This window comes from Salinicola socius (assembly GCF_001937195.1).
GTDB lineage: Bacteria > Pseudomonadota > Gammaproteobacteria > Pseudomonadales > Halomonadaceae > Salinicola > Salinicola socius.
Genome location: NZ_MSDO01000011.1, coordinates 44537 through 61979, shown reverse-complemented (window position 1 = coordinate 61979; position 17443 = coordinate 44537). Strand labels below are relative to the sequence as shown.

13 protein-coding genes are annotated in these 17443 nt (G+C 60.9%); 7 read left to right on the top strand and 6 right to left on the bottom strand.

Features of this window, described 5'->3' with window-relative positions; genetic code table 11:
• Positions 1 to 67 precede the first annotated feature (67 nt).
• Together BTW07_RS09380 and BTW07_RS09375 are read right to left on the bottom strand one after the other, a co-directional pair.
• The gene (locus BTW07_RS09380) at positions 68 to 1663 is read right to left on the bottom strand and encodes a solute:sodium symporter family transporter (protein WP_075569916.1); all 1596 of its coding nucleotides are present in this window, start codon (positions 1661 to 1663) and stop codon (positions 68 to 70) included.
• Between the two features lie 262 nt (positions 1664 to 1925).
• On the bottom strand, positions 1926 to 3482 hold the full coding sequence (locus tag BTW07_RS09375; protein WP_075569915.1) for a glucosyltransferase domain-containing protein: 1557 nt from the start codon (positions 3480 to 3482) through the stop codon (positions 1926 to 1928).
• 313 nt (positions 3483 to 3795) lie between these two features.
• Here BTW07_RS09375 and BTW07_RS09370 point away from each other — a divergent pair, with 313 nt between their 5' ends.
• The 6 genes from BTW07_RS09370 to BTW07_RS09345 all read left to right on the top strand — a co-directional run bounded on the left by BTW07_RS09370 (position 3796) and on the right by BTW07_RS09345 (position 13137).
• The gene (locus BTW07_RS09370) at positions 3796 to 5379 is read left to right on the top strand and encodes a glucan biosynthesis protein G (RefSeq protein WP_244158340.1); all 1584 of its coding nucleotides are present in this window, start codon (positions 3796 to 3798) and stop codon (positions 5377 to 5379) included.
• Positions 5372 to 7870 carry a glucans biosynthesis glucosyltransferase MdoH gene (gene mdoH / locus BTW07_RS09365; RefSeq protein ID WP_075569914.1) on the top strand — a complete coding sequence of 833 codons (2499 nt, stop codon included), beginning with the start codon at positions 5372 to 5374 and terminating at the stop codon, positions 7868 to 7870. The genes BTW07_RS09370 and mdoH overlap by 8 nt, the downstream gene beginning before the upstream one ends.
• A 164-nt stretch (positions 7871 to 8034) precedes the next feature.
• Positions 8035 to 8277: a GlsB/YeaQ/YmgE family stress response membrane protein gene (locus BTW07_RS09360; protein WP_071233199.1), complete on the top strand. Its 243-nt coding sequence runs from the start codon at positions 8035 to 8037 to the stop codon at positions 8275 to 8277.
• A 161-nt stretch (positions 8278 to 8438) separates the two neighbouring features.
• Positions 8439 to 9719, top strand: coding sequence for an acyltransferase family protein (locus BTW07_RS09355; RefSeq protein ID WP_075569913.1), 1281 nt, complete (start codon positions 8439 to 8441; stop codon positions 9717 to 9719).
• Positions 9720 to 9857: 138 nt separating this feature from the next.
• The gene (locus tag BTW07_RS09350; RefSeq protein ID WP_075569912.1) at positions 9858 to 12269 is read left to right on the top strand and encodes a DUF1266 domain-containing protein; all 2412 of its coding nucleotides are present in this window, start codon (positions 9858 to 9860) and stop codon (positions 12267 to 12269) included.
• A 256-nt stretch (positions 12270 to 12525) separates the two neighbouring features.
• Positions 12526 to 13137: a C40 family peptidase gene (locus BTW07_RS09345; RefSeq protein ID WP_075569911.1), complete on the top strand. Its 612-nt coding sequence runs from the start codon at positions 12526 to 12528 to the stop codon at positions 13135 to 13137.
• A 182-nt stretch (positions 13138 to 13319) separates the two neighbouring features.
• Here the strand turns inward: BTW07_RS09345 and slyD are convergent, their stop codons facing one another.
• A complete protein-coding gene (gene slyD, locus BTW07_RS09340; protein ID WP_075570015.1) occupies positions 13320 to 13802 on the bottom strand; it encodes a peptidylprolyl isomerase in 483 nt (160 codons plus the stop codon).
• Positions 13803 to 14006: 204 nt separating this feature from the next.
• Here slyD and BTW07_RS09335 point away from each other — a divergent pair, with 204 nt between their 5' ends.
• Positions 14007 to 14294: a hypothetical protein gene (locus BTW07_RS09335; protein WP_075569910.1), complete on the top strand. Its 288-nt coding sequence runs from the start codon at positions 14007 to 14009 to the stop codon at positions 14292 to 14294.
• 123 nt (positions 14295 to 14417) lie between these two features.
• On the opposite strand, the gene BTW07_RS09330 is transcribed toward BTW07_RS09335, so the two are convergent.
• From BTW07_RS09330 to BTW07_RS09320, 3 genes are all read right to left on the bottom strand, one after another.
• Positions 14418 to 15404: a lipid A deacylase LpxR family protein gene (locus BTW07_RS09330; protein ID WP_232823795.1), complete on the bottom strand. Its 987-nt coding sequence runs from the start codon at positions 15402 to 15404 to the stop codon at positions 14418 to 14420.
• Between the two features lie 172 nt (positions 15405 to 15576).
• Positions 15577 to 16044 (bottom strand): outer membrane lipoprotein, encoded by a 468-nt coding sequence (locus BTW07_RS09325; protein WP_075569908.1) that lies wholly within the window; start codon positions 16042 to 16044, stop codon positions 15577 to 15579.
• Positions 16045 to 16234: 190 nt separating this feature from the next.
• A complete protein-coding gene (locus BTW07_RS09320) occupies positions 16235 to 17416 on the bottom strand; it encodes a ribosomal protein uL16 3-hydroxylase (protein ID WP_075569907.1) in 1182 nt (393 codons plus the stop codon).
• Positions 17417 to 17443: the final 27 nt, after the last annotated feature.

Below are 17443 nucleotides of genomic sequence, written 5' to 3'. Positions count from 1 at the left end.
GGCAAGAGCGCGAATGGAAATGAAGCCGCCCCGCAGAAGCGGGGCGGCGGTCATGCGCAAGGTCGGTCTAGCCGGCGAAGGCGAAGTAGATGGCGAAGACCAGGATCAGCAGCACGATCGCTACCGGCACCGCTCCTTTCCAGGGCGTCAGATCGACCGCCTTGACGTCCTCGTGGACCCAAGCTTCGCGGCGCGGCGCGATCCTGCCGATCACTAGCATGCCGAGCACCAGCACCACGAAGACGCCGGCCACGAAATGATACTGGTTGGTGATCTCCAGAATGCCATTGAAGGGCGGTACGAAGTAGCCAGCCGCAATCATCACGATGCCGCCGATCAGGCCAAAGATGGCAGCGGACTCCGGCACTCGCTTGGTCAGCAGACCCACGATCACCACGGCGAGAATCGGAATGAAGTAGATCGCATTCATCGTTTGCAGGTAGTCGAAAAGACTGTCCTGACCGGCCAGCAGCGGGGCGATCACCATGGCTGCGACAGCCATCACCCAACCGAAGATCTTGCCGGCGTTGACCACCTGCTGCTCGCTCGCTTCCTTCTTGAAGATCCCTTTGTAGATACCCAGGCTGAAGAGCGTCGTGGTGCTGTTCAGGGCCGAATTGAACGACGACAGGATGGCGCCGACCATGACGGCGGCGAAGAAGCCGGTCAGCCAGGGCGGCAGCAGATGGAAGACCAGGTAGCCATAGGCCTGATCGCCGGCGATGCCTTCATCGGCATAGAGCTGGTAGGCGATGATGCCCGGGAGCACCAGATAAAGCGGACCGAGCAGCTTCAGGAAACCTGTCAGCAGCACGCCTTTCTGGCCTTCGGAAAGGCTCTTGGCGGCGAAGGTACGCTGAATGATCTGCTGGTTGGTGGACCAGTAGAACAGGTTGATCAGGAAAACGCCGGTAAACAGTGTCGGCCAGGGAACCTGCTGATCCGGCCGACCCAGGGAGTTCAGGCGTTCAGGCTGGGCCTGCTGGATAGCCTGCCAGCCGGCAGCGATACCGTTGCCGTCGCCGGCGGCGTTGAGACCTAGATAAACGATCAGGAAACCGCCAACCAGCAGGCCGATGGCATTGATGGTATCGGAGACGGCGACCGTTCGCAGGCCGCCGAACAGGGCGTAGATCGCGCCGATGATGCCGACACCCCAGACCGTCAGCCACAGCAGCGTGGTGCTGGACTCGATACCTGTGAGTACCGGCAGATCCAGCATGCCCTGAAGACCGACGGCACCTGAGTAGAGAATGATCGGCAACAGGATGACCGCGTAGGCGACCAGGAAGATGACGTTGCAGATCAGTTGCGTCGTCGGGCCAAACCGTTCCTGCAACAGTTGTGGAACGGTGGCGATACCGCTGCGCAGGAAGCGAGGCAGAAAGAACAGCGCCAGCAGCACCAGAGCGACGACGGCAACGACTTCCCAGGCCATGACGCTCAACCCGTCGGAGAAGGCTGCGCCATTCAGCCCGACCATCTGTTCCGTCGAGAGGTTGGTCATCAGCAGAGAGCCCGCGATCAGCGGGAAACTGAGGCTGCGCCCGGCGAGAAAGTAGCCGCGCGTATTGCTGAGATCGTCACGGTGAGTGATACGCCAGGTGATCAAGGCGACCAACCCCGTAAAGAACAAAAACGAGATCAGAGTCCATGCATGCATTGGAAGGTGTCCTTGTTGAATGCATCCCGGTGGCGGCTCTCCAAGACGCCGCCGCCACATTACCCCGGCAGTTTCAGGTAACTGGCGTCAAACCGCTATTCGCCATTTGTCTGACATAGCTCGTCCAATGTTTAGGCGTTTGTGGATTTTGAGCTTGGGCGTTTGTGGATCCCTCGAGGTCAAGGCACGTCGAGAGACCAGCTATCGCTGATGGCGTGGTCGAGAGATCGATCATCGAAAAGATGACGCTGCCAGGACCGGCTCAGTCGTCGAGCGGGAGTTCCGTCGTCGTCAGGGTGTGGTGACAGGGGGACTCGAAGGAGACCACGTAGCTCTGCTCGAACCGATAGAGCGTGTACCAGGCGCGCCGGGCCAGCGGCGTCAAGTCTCGGCATTGAACTTCGAAGCGTCGGCGCAGCGCCGGATCGTCCCCCAGTTCGAAAGCGGAGGAGAGTCCGCGACGATAGAGATCCTGATAGCCCCACCAGTAGCCGTTATCGAGATAGGGGCGAATCAGCTCGCCGAGCAGAGGATGTACGGTGATCGCGCTGCGCGTCGCGCGCGTGAGGGGCAAAGACCCTTCGATGATCAGCGCTGCGGGAGAAGGCTGCGTGGCGAGATCGTCGATCAATCTCATCGAGACGTCGTCGGCGAAGAGCGCCTGTTGGCGCTGTGCGTTGCCGTAGGCGTAGGCGAGAGTCAGAGGCGTGCCGAGCGCCACCACCACGAGCGGCCAGCCCAGCAGCGACCATCCGGCGGTGGGTCGGCGTGATCGCCACAGCCAGTGCAGCGCACAGAACAGCAGGCCGGCATATACCGCGCCGAAGCCCATCATCACCCGGGGTTGCCAGATGGGGCTGGCGAGCGCCGTGAGAAAACCCAGTCCGCCCAGGGGCAGACAGGCCAGCACCAGGATCATCACCGCCAGTCCGACAGCGTTGCGCTGTCGAACCGCGGCGATCACCAGGCCGAGCGGCACCACGACAGCCAAGCCGAGGAACAGCCACCCGGTCGGCGGATCCAGCATGCTGGCGACGTAGTGCCAGAACCGTCCGGTCTGAGCGACCAGATGCAAGGGCAGCTGGTCGAGCGGCGCCAGTTTGCTGTGCTGCACGCTGTAGTCGCCGGCAATCAGCAGCGCGGAGACGAATTTCGATATCATCAGTGCCATTAACCCCGCGGCCAGGGCGCCCAGGTGTCGGGGCCAGTCCGGTCGGCCCTGATGGGAGACGCTCAAGAGGACGTGAAACGCGAGCAGGACAAAGTAGACGTTGGCCGCGGGCTGGTAGAAAAACAGCGATGCCAGGATACCGGCCCCACCGGCCAGCCAGCGAAATCGTGCCTGCCAACGCTGGTGCTCGCGGGGATTCAGGGCGCAGGCAATCCCGGTGATGGCGCACGCCAATGCCAGCGCCATGGGCATCGCGTCGAAATGATAGGAGAGGTTTTGTAGGAAAAACGGCTGTACGACCAGAATCAACATCGCCAGCCAGGCATAACCCGTATCAAATGCCAGCAGGCGGCGGCGCCACAACAGAATCGAGGAGGCAACGGCAGCCAGCCCCAGCCATAGCGGCAGCGGCGCGATATCGGCAAGGCGCGGGCCACCATTGACGAGCAGGGCGAACAGGCTGGAGAGCGGGCGACCATTGGAGACCCACCCCATTTCCCCATGAAAGCTCCGCCAGATATCATCGCGATAGAGGCGTTCAGCTTGGGTAAGGGGGTAGCTGAAAATGACCAGATACGCCATTATGCCCAGCCAACGACGTACCCCGGCCGCCATGATCGCTTGATTGAGGTACGATTCGATACGCATTCGTCGGCCTCGTCCATCGGTGAACCGGGTCTGCACTAGCGGAGCATGAGTGAACAGCGCGTCAGCGCAATCCGAGGCCGGCACGGTGGTCTTTCCGTGTCCGTAGTGTAGCGTATGCTAGACTGCGGCAGTACGAAGCACGGAGGCTTCGCTATCTCGTCGTCTTTCATCGTGAGTAGCGTCCGCGCGCTGGGTTCCAGTGACGTGGTCAAATTGGCTCAGTACGGCTAATCATCTCAGTATCGGTATGTACGGCCTTGAACGCTTCGAGCTCGTCGATATCGGCCAAGATAGTTATGACAGGAGTATGAGTGTGAGTGCATCGATCCGGCGGAGTAACCTTGAAAAACGCAAGGCGCTTCTTCCGGTAGTAGCCCTGACCGGGTTGCTGCTCAGCGGTATCGCCCAAAATGTGTTGGCTTTTGGTTTCGATGATGTCGCGAAGAAAGCCGAGGACCTTTCAAAGCAGGGTTATAGCGAACCCGAAAAAAACCTGCCGGACGCGCTGCGTAATCTGGATTATGGCCAGTACGAGCAGATCCAGTACAAGCGTGACCGGGATGTCTGGAGCGGGGACGGGGTGCCTTTCACCCTGAGCTTCTTCCACGAAGGCATGCACTACGACAGCGCTATCCAGCTCCACAGCGTCGACGATCAGGGCGTGCACGATTTCACCTACAAGCCTGATGATTTCACCTACGGCAATCTCGATCTGCCGGATGGCGTCAACGATGATGAAAACCTGGGTATCGCGGGCTTCAAGGTCAATTACGCCCTCAATCAGGCGGATCGTAAAGACGAGACGATGGTTTTCCTCGGCGCAAGCTATTTCCGCGTCATAGGTAAAGACCAGGTCTATGGGGTTTCCGGGCGCGGTCTTGCCATCGATACGGGTTTGCCCTCCGGCGAGGAGTTCCCGCGGTTCAAGGAATTCTGGGTCGTGAAGCCGAGCCAGACGAGCCAGTACCTGACGATTTTCGCGCTGCTGGACTCTCCCAGTTTGACCGGCGCCTATCGATTCGTCCTGCGCCCCGGCGCCGATACGGTCGTCGACGTCAAATCCCGAATCTTCCTGCGCCGTTCCGTCGAGAAGCTCGGTGTGGCGCCGCTCACCAGCATGTACCTGTATGGCCCGGAACAGCCTTCGGAGACGGTGAACTACCGCCCGGCCATTCATGACTCCAACGGCTTGCTGATCAGCGACTCCCAGAGCGGCTGGACCTGGCGTCCGCTGGCCAACCCGGCGAAATTGATGATCAACGAGCAGGCAACGCCACGCCTCCGTGGCTACGGCTTGATGCAGCGCGGTCACGATTTCGACAGCTATCAGGATCTGGACAGCCGTTACGACCTGCGTCCGAGTGCCTGGGTCGAGCCGCAGAACGAATGGGGTGCGGGTAAGATCGAGTTGATCCAGATTCCGACGCCCAACGAAACCAACGACAACATCGTCTCGATGTGGTTGCCGGAAACCGCGCCGCAGCCTGATCAACCGTTGGACTACGATTATCGCTTCACCGTGACCAAGGACGAAAGTCGCTACCTCGACCCATCGCTGGCGTGGGTCGATCAGACCCGTCGTTCTCGCGGCGAGGTGCGTAAAGACAACCTGGTTCGAGAGGCCGACGGTTCTCTGGCTTTCGTACTGGATTTCGAGGGTCCCTCGCTCTCCGGACTCGATGACGATGCCAACCTGAGCGTCCAGGCCAGTGTCGGCGACAACGGCGAGCTGGTAGACAGTCACGCCGAGCGCAACACCGCGACCGGCGGCTGGCGCGTCTTCGTCAAGATCAAGCGCAGCGACAACGCGAAGCCGCTGGATATTCGCGCCTATCTGAATCAGGGCGAGAAGCGGGTATCCGAAACCTGGTATTACCGGCTGCCTGCCAATGGCTGAAGCGACGCCCGCCTCACGGATGGCGTCGGCCGAACACTACCTGGAACGGCTGGCGCTGGAAGCCCAGAGTCGTGACGAGCGGCGTAAGCTGCTCTCCAGCGACCTGGACACTCACGACATGGCGTCGCTGCATGCGGCGTTGGGCGGTGGCGAGGTCGATGACGACGACCCGGCCGCCAGTTCGGTAGGACGCCGGCTGGCTCTTGCCTATGCGGAACCGCCGCTGGCACCGCCCGAGATCCTGAGCACCGATGCGCACGGGGTCACGCGCGTAAAGACGGCCCCGCCGCTGAAACGGACGCCCTTGGCACCGGAAGCATGGTCGACCAACCCCTTCGTGCGGTTCGGTCAGCGCTCCAGGAGCTGGGCTGGCCGCGGTTTCCGGCGTAAACACCGCGAGAGCAAACCGGCGCCACGCTGGCAGATGATCGCGAGTGCCAGGCGCTGGGTGCTGCTGGTGCTGATTTTTGGCCAGAGCATCATCGCCGCCAACCAGATGCGAACGGTGTTGCCGGGACAAGGGCAGCAGTGGCTCGAGATTGCCATTCTCTCGTTGTTCGTCCTGCTGTTCGCCTGGGTGTCCGCGGGGTTCTGGACCGCGTTGATGGGCTTCTTTCAGTTGCTTCGGGGGCGTGACCGATACGCCATCGATTCCGAGGTCGGCGATGAACCGATCGCGGAGGAGGCGCGCACGGCGTTGCTGGTGCCTATCTGCAATGAAGACGTGCCACGCGTCTTCGCCGGTGTCCGGGCGACCATCGAATCGATTCGCCAGAGCGGCAACGGCCGGCATTTCGACGTGTTCATCCTGAGCGATACATTCGACCCCGATATCGCGATCCAGGAAACCCACGCCTGGTTGGCTTTGTGCCGGGACATGGAAGCTTTCGGGCAGGTGTTTTACCGCCGACGTCAGCGTCGCGTGAAACGCAAGAGCGGCAATCTCGATGACTTCTGCCGGCGGTGGGGCGCGCTCTACCGCTACATGCTGGTGCTCGACGCCGACAGCGTCATGAGTGGCGCCTGTCTGACTCGTCTGGTCCAGATGATGGAGGCGCATCCGGATGCCGGCATCGTGCAGACGGCACCACGTGCCTCCGGACGCATGAACCTGTACGCACGGATGCAGCAGTTCGCCACCCGTGTCTACGGGCCTCTGTTCACGGCCGGCCTTCACTTCTGGCAGCTGGGTGAATCGCACTATTGGGGGCATAACGCCATCATTCGCATGGCACCTTTCATGCAGCACTGCATGTTGGCGCCGTTGCCCGGCAAGGGGTCGATGTCCGGGGAGATTCTTTCTCATGACTTCGTCGAAGCGGCGCTGATGCGGCGTGCCGGCTGGGGTGTGTGGATCGCCTACGAGCTGGAAGGAAGTTACGAGGAGATGCCGCCGAACCTGCTCGAGGAGCTCGGCCGCGATCGCCGTTGGTGTCACGGCAACCTGATGAACTTCCGGCTGTTTCTGTCCAAGGGAATCCATCCGGTGCATCGGGCCGTGTTCCTGACGGGGTTGATGTCCTACATCTCGGCGCCGCTCTGGTTTCTGTTCTTGGTGTTGTCGACGGCACTACTCGCCGTCCACACCCTGAGTACGCCCAACTATTTCCCGGAGCCGGGGATGATGTTCCCCGTGTGGCCGCAGTGGAATCCGACGCTTGCCGTCGGGCTCTTTGGCGCGACCGCGACGCTACTGTTCCTGCCCAAGGTGCTCAGCGTGATCCTGGTGTGGGTTCAGGGGAGTCGCCAGTTTGGCGGACCGTTCAAGTTGCTGGCGAGCATGGTGCTGGAATCCCTGTTCTCGATGGCCTTGGCGCCGGTACGCATGCTGTTCCACACCCGCTTCGTGCTGACCTCGATCATGGGCTGGGCGATCCAGTGGCGATCACCGTCCCGTGAGAACAGTGACACGACCTGGGGGGATGCGATTCGCAATCATTGGAGTCAGACCGTCATCGGTGCCGTCTGGGCCGTGGGCGTCTACTTCATGGAGCCAACCTTTTTGTGGTGGCTGTCACCGATCGTGGGCGCGATGATGATATCGATCCCGGTGTCGACGCTATCGAGTCGCGTGTCTCTGGGTAGCGCCTGCTTCCGAGCCAGGCTGTTCCGAATTCCCGAAGAGACTCATCCGCCGCGGGTGTTGCGCCGGATGGTGCGCTACTTGGGGAGAATGAACGCGGCCGCGCCGACGCCGAACTTCATTCAAGTCGTGGTGGATCCGGTATCCAATGCCTTGGCGACGGCGCTGGGCACTTCGCGTCATGCGCAGGCTGCCCCGCTGAAGCGCAGGCGCCACGAGCGCGTGACACGGGCCGTCACGCAGGGACCGGCATCGATGAACAATCTCGAACGCCTGGCATTCCTGGACGACCCGGTCATGCTGTCTCAGCTCCACTGGAGAGTTTGGGAAGATGGCGATGCCCATCGCTCCTGGCATCAGCATGGCCTGCCGTCGCGGGCATCCCTGCGGGTACCGGCATTCGGTTGATCATGAACTCCGGGAGCACGTGACTGGAGAACGGGCCGGCAACATCCGGCCCGTTTTTCGTCGCAGTCTTCGAAGATTCATCGATTGGTGACTACGCTTAAGCAAGGCAGCGTTAACAACGCATTGTCGACTGTTCACCCTGAAGGGAATCAAGGAGTAAGACTATGGGCTTTATCTTGTGGCTGATTATCGGTGGCATCGCTGGCTGGATCGCCGGGAAAGTCATGCGTGGCGGTGGTTTCGGTATCCTGGGCAATATCGTCGTCGGCATCGTCGGGGCCGTGATCGGCGGTTTCCTGTTCAGTCTGCTGGGACTGTCGTCGAACGGCCTGATCGGCTCTCTGGTCGTTGCGACCATCGGTGCCATCATACTGTTGTGGATCGTGGCCAAGGTCAAAAAAGCCTAGGCGAGTGCCGTATCGATCGACGCTCAACACAGAAAGCCGCGCGATTGCGCGGCTTTCTCGTGAAGAAAACGTACTCGACGATACTGTTGAAGGTCGGCGGCACGTTTAACCAACGGAATCAGGTACACTAGCGCCTTTTGACGGCCAGAGATCTGCAACGGATGCCTGATTCAACGACCGCCACGCGCAAAGAACGCTTCATTGGGCTCGAATGGCTGCGTTTTCTGCTCGGCCTTTATATCGTCATCTTCCATACGCTTCATAACTATCCTTCCATACGCGATTGGTCTCACTACGTGACCGATATCGGGTTTTTCTCGACCAGTGCCTTCTTCGTGCTGTCAGGCTTTCTACTGACGCACGTCTATCTCGATTCGTCGTATCAGATGCGCGAACCGCCCAGAAGCTTCTGGCTGAAACGTTTCTCGAATCTCTATCCCATCCACATCGGGTCGCTGGTTCTTGCCATGACAGTCTCGGCGCTGGTCGGCTATCTGGCGATTGCGCCGGGGGACAGTGATATCTCGCTGCAATTCGTGGTCTACGACGTCAACAACGACATCGGGCAGCTCGACTGGAAAAGCCTCAATCACACTATGGGGTCGCTGGAAACCGGCATCAATCTGCTGCTCAACCTCACATTGTTGCATGCGTGGAATCCTCTTTACCTGACCTTCAATCCGCCCTCCTGGTCGATATCGGCACTCTTTTTCTTTTATCTGACGTTCCCGTGGCTGGCGCCTCGACTGCGCCGGATAGCGCACCCGCGTCGCGCCATGGTGCTGGTCAACCTGATCTACCTGATCCCGCCGCTGTATGTCATTCTGACGACGGATTACGGTGTCCCGGAAACCGGCATCCTGCATCGCAACCCCCTGATTCGACTGCCCGAGTTTGCCGCCGGTATTCTGCTGTGCACGTTCTACGCGCAGCGCAAGGCGCAAGGACGGCTGATGTCGTTCTCCCAGTGCTGCCTGACGCTGGCGGTGGTGGCGGTCAGTGTCGTTCTCGCGGTCTACTTGCTGGGGTTGGGCCACGCCTGGTACTACGCGTTGCACAATGGTCTGCTGCTACCGGCCCAGCTGGCGTTGATCTATGTGGCGGCACATTGGGGTGAGCCCCGTAGTCCTCGGTTGATGCGTTGGGCGTCCCGGCTGGGGGGCGCCTCGCTGCCGATGTTTGCGCTGCATGTCCCGCTTTATGCGGTGTTCTCGCGCGTCGAGCGGGTAATGTCCGGCGATCCTGAACTGTGCTTGACGGATTTTCAGGGCTGCCTGGCCGCGGCGGGGGAGTTGCATCTCTGGCTGTATCCGCTGTTCCTCTTGATGACGGTATGCTTCTGCGTGCTTTTCCAGGAACAGTTCGTGGTACGCGTCAGAAAATTCCTGTTACGTCATCTGCTCGGCAGCACATCGCGTTCCCATACCGAGAAGTTGAGCTAGATCTCCCCGCCGTTCCGCCGTGCGCCGAGCCATCGGCGCACGCCGACCTTTCCGGTATACTATGCCGCCGCACGCGCCCTGCCACTGAATCATTCCGGCAGGTAAGCGCAAGCCGTTTCTCCTTGCACGAGGTCTCTCTTGAGCGAACTTCTCGTCCCGTGGTGGGCTCAGCAACTGACGCTTTGTGGTTGGCCCCTTGTCAGCGATCCACGCTTCGCACTCAGCGCCGATCAGGCGTTCGAGCGCTTGCTGTCGCTAGGCGTCGGTGGGCGTGACGAGTTTGCATGGCGCTTGTGGGAGGAGGCTGCGAGTGCGGACGGTCTGCCGCTTTCGCGCTTGGCAGGGCTCGAACTGCTTGCGCTGGGCAGTGTGGTCGGATGGGTTCCTGAGCGTACCGATGAAGCCTGGCTTCTCGCCTTGGCGAGCGACATCGTGAAGAGCTTTTCGACGCTCAAGGCCTGGCTGCAGGCGCTGGCGCCTCTGAACGACCCGGCACTGGACGCCGCCGGGCAGGAACTGCTGGTTCGGGAACGTCAGCAGCGAGGCGTTTCCTGGCTGAAGCTTCGACACCGTCTGGGATCGATCGAGGCAGTGGTTCCGCTCTGGCCCACCGATTTGTGGCGGGCCAGGGCCGCCATGGCACCCGTGCTGGCCTGGCCAATCGAATCTTCCTCTGATGAACGCCGGCAGCATCAAGCGTTGCTGCGTGAGCAGGGAGAGGTCAATGGTCGGGATGAGCTCAAGTCCCTGCTGTTCTGGCTCGCCGGCCAGGGTCACCGCTATGGCTGGGAGATGGATGCAGTTCGAGTCGCGCGGCAGGGCCCTGAAACTCGTGCAGAGTGGTTGTCCGGGTTGAATGACCAGCAGGATTACGGCCGGGTGTTGCTACGTTTCCTGGATGATCAGGAGCCGTCGGACTGGGCCGCGTGGGACTGGCTTCGGCTGGTCGATCAGGCTTATCTCGGCTACTGCGCCGGTTGGCTTTCGGCATCGGAGGCGGAGAGTTTTGCGGCCCATGCGATCGATCTTTTGCAGCAGCGCTATGCTGACTGGGAAGCGATTGCGCAGGCTTATCAACGCGGCCGCAGCCTGTTCGAAGGTCGCGACCTGCGAGACAGTTTCGAACGGGATTGGGCCGATCTGCTCGGCGCTGCTGTCACTCCTTGGAAGATGCCATTGTCCCGGATCCTGGGAGATGAACAGCGCCAGGCAGCGCGTGAGCTCGTCCGGCAGCATCGTGAAGGGGCCGGCAGTTGGGTTTTGACCGTTGCCTCGATTCGCGATCCCGATCTGATCCATCGTCGACATCTCGATGAGCCGCTGGGACAGGCGCGAATCCAGGATGCCGAACGCTATCTCGAGGATGTCCTGGGGTTGCGTCGCGAGGAAGGGGCCGCGGGGCTGGCCCGATTCTGGATGCCGGCCCAGGCCCACCATCTCAATCAATTGGCTGCCGATTCTCGTCATATCGCAGGCCGCAAGCTCCCGCGGGGCTCGTCGCAGCGACTGGCCGCCTGTGCCGATCATGCGGCGACGATCTCGATGGCGGAAAAATATGCGTTCTATCTGGTGATGGCGTCCGACAGCGGCCGCTATCCGGCTACAGAGATCGAAGCGTTGGCGCAGTCGCTATGTGACGTGCTGAGTCGCTTCTACAGCGATCCGTTGCGCATGCTGTCGGCGTGGCATGCCTGGGAAATCGTATTGAGTCAGGATGAGACGCCAGACGAGGTCTCGCTGGCGGACGACATCGCCTGGCATCGTCGCGATCCGGGATCGCCGTTCCACTGGCTGACGCCGTCTCGGTCACTGACTTGGCTGGAGCCGGGCGTGAGGCCGACACTGAGGCGGTTCACGGCGATATCGCTGGCGGGCCCGCTCAACGAGGCTCTATGGCAGGCGCCGCAGCCTCTGGCGCCGCAAGATCAGGAGGCGCTGGGAGAGTGGATAGAGCATCAGTATGCGTTGCAGGGGGCTCGCGGCCTCGTCGACTTTCTGGACTTTCTCGTTGAAGCGGGCGATCGCCAGGACTATCAGGTCAACTACGCGCCCTACACTCTGAACCGAACCCGGCTGAAAGCGGAAATCGCGATCCTCGAATCGGGTGAGTGCGCAGAAGAGGATCGGGTGCATCTTTTGCGGCTCAAGCATGTAAGGGATAACGCCTGTCACTGTAACGATCAGGACATGACGGCCTGGGATATCGCCCAGTTGGTCGATCTGGCCTTGGCCGGGCGTCAGCTCGACTGGCTCGACGAGGCGCGGCTCTCCCGCTATCTGGATACGGCATTGCAGCTGGCGGAGCGCCACTACAGCAGCTGGCAGGACTATGCCGAAGGACTGTACAGCGGGTTCGGATTTTTCATGGACGACACCCCCGAGCGCGAGGCGTTTCTGCTGCGTTTTCGGGAGGCGTTGACTGCGTGGCTCGAGGCATCGCCTCTGTTGGCCGGTGCCTGGGCAAGCCTCGATTTCCCCGGCTGCGCCATGACTCACTGGACATCGTTCCATGTCGATATCCTGCCGGGTGAGTCCCGCCAGCTTCATTGACGCGGTTTGTTGATCAACAGCTCTCGCCAAAGCGGTTTTAATGACATATGATCCCGCTGTGCTACGCCCGCTGCCAAGTGAGGTCGTGGCTTTTTTCTGTCCGATTATCAGAGCCGAATACAGGCCGTTCTGGCGGTGACACCTCGTCGAGGTGTGTCACCACCACAGCGACTCCATTTCGCCAGGTGACTCCCCATGAGTTGCCGTGAAGTTAGGCGGTGCCCGTGACGGCTCACAGGCGAACGAGGCTCGCTGAATGCTAAGACGCACAGCCATGGGGCTGGCACTGGCGATGGTCATTTCCGGTTGCACTGCTCCTGTAAAACAACAACAGGTAAACGCTCAGTATTCACTTCCACTGGTCAAATCTCGAACCGTTGCGGTCAGTATCCCTCGGGATGTTCCGCCGCCCCCCCAGACGCTGCAGGACTTCCGGCCGCAGGTTGTCTCTCCAACGGTGATTCGTCGGGCGCTGCTGGATGAGCATCAGCGCTGGGTCGGGACGCCCTACGTGCTTGGCGGAACGACACACCGGGGTATCGATTGCTCCGCGTTGATGCAACATGTGTTCGGAGAAGCCTTCTCTTTCGAGTTGCCGCGTACGACGGAAGAGCAGGTGCTGGAAGGAAGTCGGGTGACGGAAACGAATCTCAAGGCCGGTGATCTGGTCTTCTTCCGACCGCCGGGGCCCTACAATCATGTTGGCGTCTACGTGGGGGACGGCTACTTCCTTCACGCCTCGGCGTCACAGGGCGTGAAGTTGTCCCGTCTGGATAACGTCTACTGGAAGCGATATTACTGGCAGGCGCGGCGCCCCGTTGAACGCACGCAACTGGCTCAGCGGGTGATGCTGGCCAGCGAAGGCTGAAGGGATTCGAGGCGACGAGCGGTGTTGGCGGAAGTTCGATGGCGACGACGGCGTCGTACCGGTGAATTTTCACCACCGCGTAACATGAAAAGGGCAGCCGCTAGGCTGCCCTTTTACATGACGGTTGCATGGCGATCAATGACGCCAGGCAACGAACCCCGCCCGGGCGGGGTTCGCTTTGATCAGTGCTCGTGACCACCTTCGCCATGAACGTGACCGTGAGACACTTCTTCTTCGGTCGCTTCGCGCACTTCGGCGATCTCCACGTCGAAGTTCAGCTTCTCGCCAGCCAGCGGATGATTGCCGTCGACAGTAACGGTATCGCCTTCGACCTTGGTGACCGTGACCATCAGCGGACCTTCCTGGGTCTGCGCCTGGAACTGCATACCCGGCTCGACATCGTCGACACCCTGGAAGGCATCGCGGGGAACTTCCTGGACCAGCGCCGGCTGCACTTCACCGTAACCTTCTTCCGGTGCGACGGCGACCTGGAGCTTGTCACCGCTACCGTGGCCCTCGAGTTCTTTCTCGAGCCCCGGAATGATGTTGCCCGCACCGTGTAGGTAGGTCAGCGGATCCCGACCTTCGGAACTGTCCAGTACTTCTCCCGCATCATTGGTCAGTTTGTAGTGGAACGCGACCACGGAGTTCTGGGCAATCTGCATCTTGAAACCTTTGCGTTTGTGCATGTCTGTCCCATCCTAACGTGCCATGACCTTTCTGTCAGGTCGCAATGGGTCGGATATTGACCTTATCGGGGGTATTCGCGCCCGCCAGACGGCATCTGTGGCGGTTGCACCGCCTGACGGGGGTGGTTACCCTGATCCGAGCATAGACCACCATGATTCCCGGTTGAGGAGAAGTTCGTCATGACCGTTTTTGTCGTTTGGCTCGTTGCCTTTGCCGTTCTACTGTTTCTATTGCTCAAGGCGTGGGATGGCGGGCTTGGAGGGGCGGTCAAACGCCGGTTGCCGGTTCAACTGCAGGGAGACCCCGCTCAGGATCGCTGGATCATGGCGGTCGCGCTGGCGGTGCTGGGGGCGACCTTCATCGTGAAACCCGTTTCCATGCTGTTGACGTTGATCCTGCTGGCAATCGGGATCTGGGTCGGCAAACGAGTCGCCTGCTGGGGCATGCGCAAAGCCAAGTTGCACTGAGTCCGATATCGGTCGTTTTGGCCGACCTGGAATGCGGGCGATGCCTCGAGCATCGCCCGTTTTGCGTTTGACACCGACTGAAGGAAAGCTGACGAGGACGCCTGGCTGCGCGTGAAATTGCCGTTATAGCCAGGTCGAAAGCGTGATGGAGCCGAACTGGTCGCCGCTGTCCTGAGTTTCGAACTCGTGGGTGCGCCAGACCGAACTGTAGGTCAGCTGCCAGCGATTCCACGAGACAGCCAGGCCGGCCTGCGCGTCGCCGACCCAGGGGCGGCGATCGACGGAATGGCTGTCTTCGAATGTATTGCCGTCCAGCAACATGTTGTAGGCCATGAGTCGACCCTCGACATTGGCGAAGAGGTACCAGTTGAAGCCACTGTTGGCTTCGAAGAAGATTCGGCTGCCTTGAGAGGGTGCCACGGCGGGGACACCAAAACTCTTGTCGAGACCTTGGCCGAGGCGTAGCCCAAGACCCGTTGCGGCGTAGGTGTACAGATTGCCGATGGCCAGGCCGGCTGAAGGGCCGTACTCGGCTTCCAGTGGGCCCAGCTGACCTTGCTTCCACCAGGCGGTCTGATAGGCAACGTTGACGAATGGTTCGTTGTGAAGCTGATTGTGCCAGCCCTTGGGCTCGTCACTGTCGATCAGGTGGTGGAAGTTCTGCTGCACCGTATGGCCGCCGGAACCCGGGCCGACGAGACCGACGTCGACATACACGCCGCTGGTGCGGCGCCATCCGACCAGTTGCTCATCATCGAATAGCGAAAGACCGGCATAGAGAACACCCGCGTAGGGTCTATCGTCCTCGATCAGTTTTCGCTGATCGATGTCTTCGGGGGTATAGATCTGCTGTCCGAAGCGGTAAGCGGCACCATCCAGCGATGCCGCGCTCCATCCGGGTATGGCGTCGGCAAGTGCGCGTGTCCAGTGGTCGCGGTCGGGTCGGAAGGACCAGTCCGCTTCCAGGCCGTTGGTATAGTGGCCGTCACCGCCACTGGCAAAAATATCGTTTTCCGATTTCAGCGTCAGGATGCCATCGGCCCAGACCGAGCCTGAAATGCTTGCCAGAGCGATGGCGACGCTGGTTGACGCCCACATGAGTCCCTTCATGAATCGTATTGTTCCCTTCGACGAATGACCTAGCCTACGCAACATACAATAACGTATGTAAAGCGTCTACGACATCTGAAATTAGTATCACACTAACAAAAACGGCGCCTCGAGGGCGCCGTTGACAACGATGTGACGGAAGGGCAACGCTTCTCCGTCTTCATGCCTTCGCTCAGTAGGGAGCGACGCTCACGCTTGAACCGCTGGCGACGAGCTTGACGCGCTGGCCAACCTGCCAGTTGCGATCGGCCTTCTGAACGACCACGACGTTTTGTCCGCTGTCCTGACGAATCTCGAGCTCGTAGCCGTCGACGCGATCGGTCGCTTGCTGAATCTTGCTGCCGGCAACGGTCCCGCCAAGGGCGCCCGCAGCGGTGGCGATGGTGCGACCTGAGCCGCCGCCGACCTGGTTGCCCAGCAGGCCCCCGATCACCGCGCCGCCGAGACTACCGAGAACGCTCTCGCCATTGCCGCCCTGAATCTGGACGGGACGAACCGATTGAATGGTGCCGTAGCTGACAGATTGTGCCGTACCTGCCTGATCTCCACGATAGACATCACCTGAGTAGGTCGAGTTGTTGGTACAGCCGGCCAGGGCCAGCAGGCTCATGACGAGGGCGGGGGCGATGAGTCGTTTCATGATCGATTCTCCTTAACATCCAGATATGGCTTCTTGCCCGGTACATCAAACCACTACATTAAAACAGTGTTCTAAAACGAGTCCAGTCATTCGGGGCTTTGTCGTTCGCGGGCCTGTCGTCGACCACTGCGTTCGGCAGGTCTGTTCGACAGGTTGGGTGGAAGCGACCGGCTGGTTGCATGCGCCACCGTCAACCCTGGTCGTCCTCATCGGGGCGACTCAGGCTACCACTGTCGACAAGCGCCGCAAGCAGGCGCTCGCTATCGGAATAGCCGAGCACATCGGCGTCGATGAGGGGATTCTCGGCCAGGTGGTGGGCCAGTCCAAGGTCGCAGACGACGGCGTCGCCATCGGCGAACAGCGTGGCCTGAGCGTCGCTAAGCCGACGCCAGGCAAAGCGCGATCCTGGCGTACGGCGCAATTCTCCACCCGCTTCCAGCGCAATGCGCAGCTCGGCCGGGTCAGTCGGGGACTCCGAGGGAAGCAGCTGATCCACATACTTGGGTTGCGTCATGGCTCGGCCGAACCACTGCGCGATCTGCTCGGGCCTGTCGATCGCCTCCATCAATAGCCGGCGAACCCGCGCAATGGCCTGATCGTCCAGCTCGCCAACGGCGGCGGGTGGCTGAAGATCGGCGTCGCCATAGCGCTGTCGATCGCCTAGCTGTTCGCCGATATAGTCGGCGAACGAGGTCACGATTTCATCGGCGGACGGCGCCCGAAAGCCGATCGAGTAGGTCAGGCAGTCGTCGGAGTCGCTGACGCCGTGGTGGGCGACGCCGGGAGGCAGATAGAGCATGTCGCCCGGTTCCAGCACCCAGTCATGATCAGCGTCGACCGTGAAGTTCTCCAGAATGCGCAGGTCGATCCCGGGGATCAGGCGCGCGTCGTCCCCGGGGCTGCCCCCCAATTGCCAACGCCGCCGACCGCTGGCCTGCAGCAGGAAAACGTCGTACTGGTCGATGTGAGCGCCCACGCTGCCTCCGGTCGGGGCGTAGCTGACCATGACGTCGTCGAGTCGCCAGCTGGGAAGGAAATCGAACGTTTCCAGAAGTTCGGCGATCTCGGGTACGTAGTGATCCACCGCCTGCACCAGCAGCGACCAGCCGCTGGTCGGCAGGCGCGAGAAGGTATCCTCGTCGAACGGGCCATGGCTCACCTGCCACGCCTTGTCGGGACCGTTCTCCTCGACCAGTCTCGCTTCGATCCCCTCTTCGCAGGCCAGACCTGCCAGATCGTCCGGTTCCAGCGGGGAGACGAAATCGGGCAGGGCGCCGCGGATCAACAGCGGCGATTTCTGCCAGTGCTGACTGAGGAACTGGGCGGGCGTGAGACCGCCCAGCAGTGTGCGGGGCGTGTTGGCCGACGTCATGTCGATCTCCTGCCTTGGCGTGATTGG

Excerpts from the sequence above, each read along its gene's own strand:
- BTW07_RS09380 (WP_075569916.1), bottom strand. The coding sequence starts at position 1,663 with ATGCATGCATGGACTCTGATCTCGTTTTTGTTCTTTACGGGGTTGGTC.
- BTW07_RS09375 (WP_075569915.1), bottom strand. The coding sequence starts at position 3,482 with ATGCGTATCGAATCGTACCTCAATCAAGCGATCATGGCGGCCGGGGTA.
- mdoH (WP_075569914.1), top strand. The coding sequence starts at position 5,372 with ATGGCTGAAGCGACGCCCGCCTCACGGATGGCGTCGGCCGAACACTAC.
- BTW07_RS09360 (WP_071233199.1), top strand. The coding sequence starts at position 8,035 with ATGGGCTTTATCTTGTGGCTGATTATCGGTGGCATCGCTGGCTGGATC.
- BTW07_RS09355 (WP_075569913.1), top strand. The coding sequence starts at position 8,439 with ATGCCTGATTCAACGACCGCCACGCGCAAAGAACGCTTCATTGGGCTC.
- BTW07_RS09345 (WP_075569911.1), top strand. The coding sequence starts at position 12,526 with ATGCTAAGACGCACAGCCATGGGGCTGGCACTGGCGATGGTCATTTCC.
- slyD (WP_075570015.1), bottom strand. The coding sequence starts at position 13,802 with ATGCAGATTGCCCAGAACTCCGTGGTCGCGTTCCACTACAAACTGACC.
- BTW07_RS09335 (WP_075569910.1), top strand. The coding sequence starts at position 14,007 with ATGACCGTTTTTGTCGTTTGGCTCGTTGCCTTTGCCGTTCTACTGTTT.
- BTW07_RS09330 (WP_232823795.1), bottom strand. The coding sequence starts at position 15,404 with ATGAAGGGACTCATGTGGGCGTCAACCAGCGTCGCCATCGCTCTGGCA.
- BTW07_RS09325 (WP_075569908.1), bottom strand. The coding sequence starts at position 16,044 with ATGAAACGACTCATCGCCCCCGCCCTCGTCATGAGCCTGCTGGCCCTG.
- BTW07_RS09320 (WP_075569907.1), bottom strand. The coding sequence starts at position 17,416 with ATGACGTCGGCCAACACGCCCCGCACACTGCTGGGCGGTCTCACGCCC.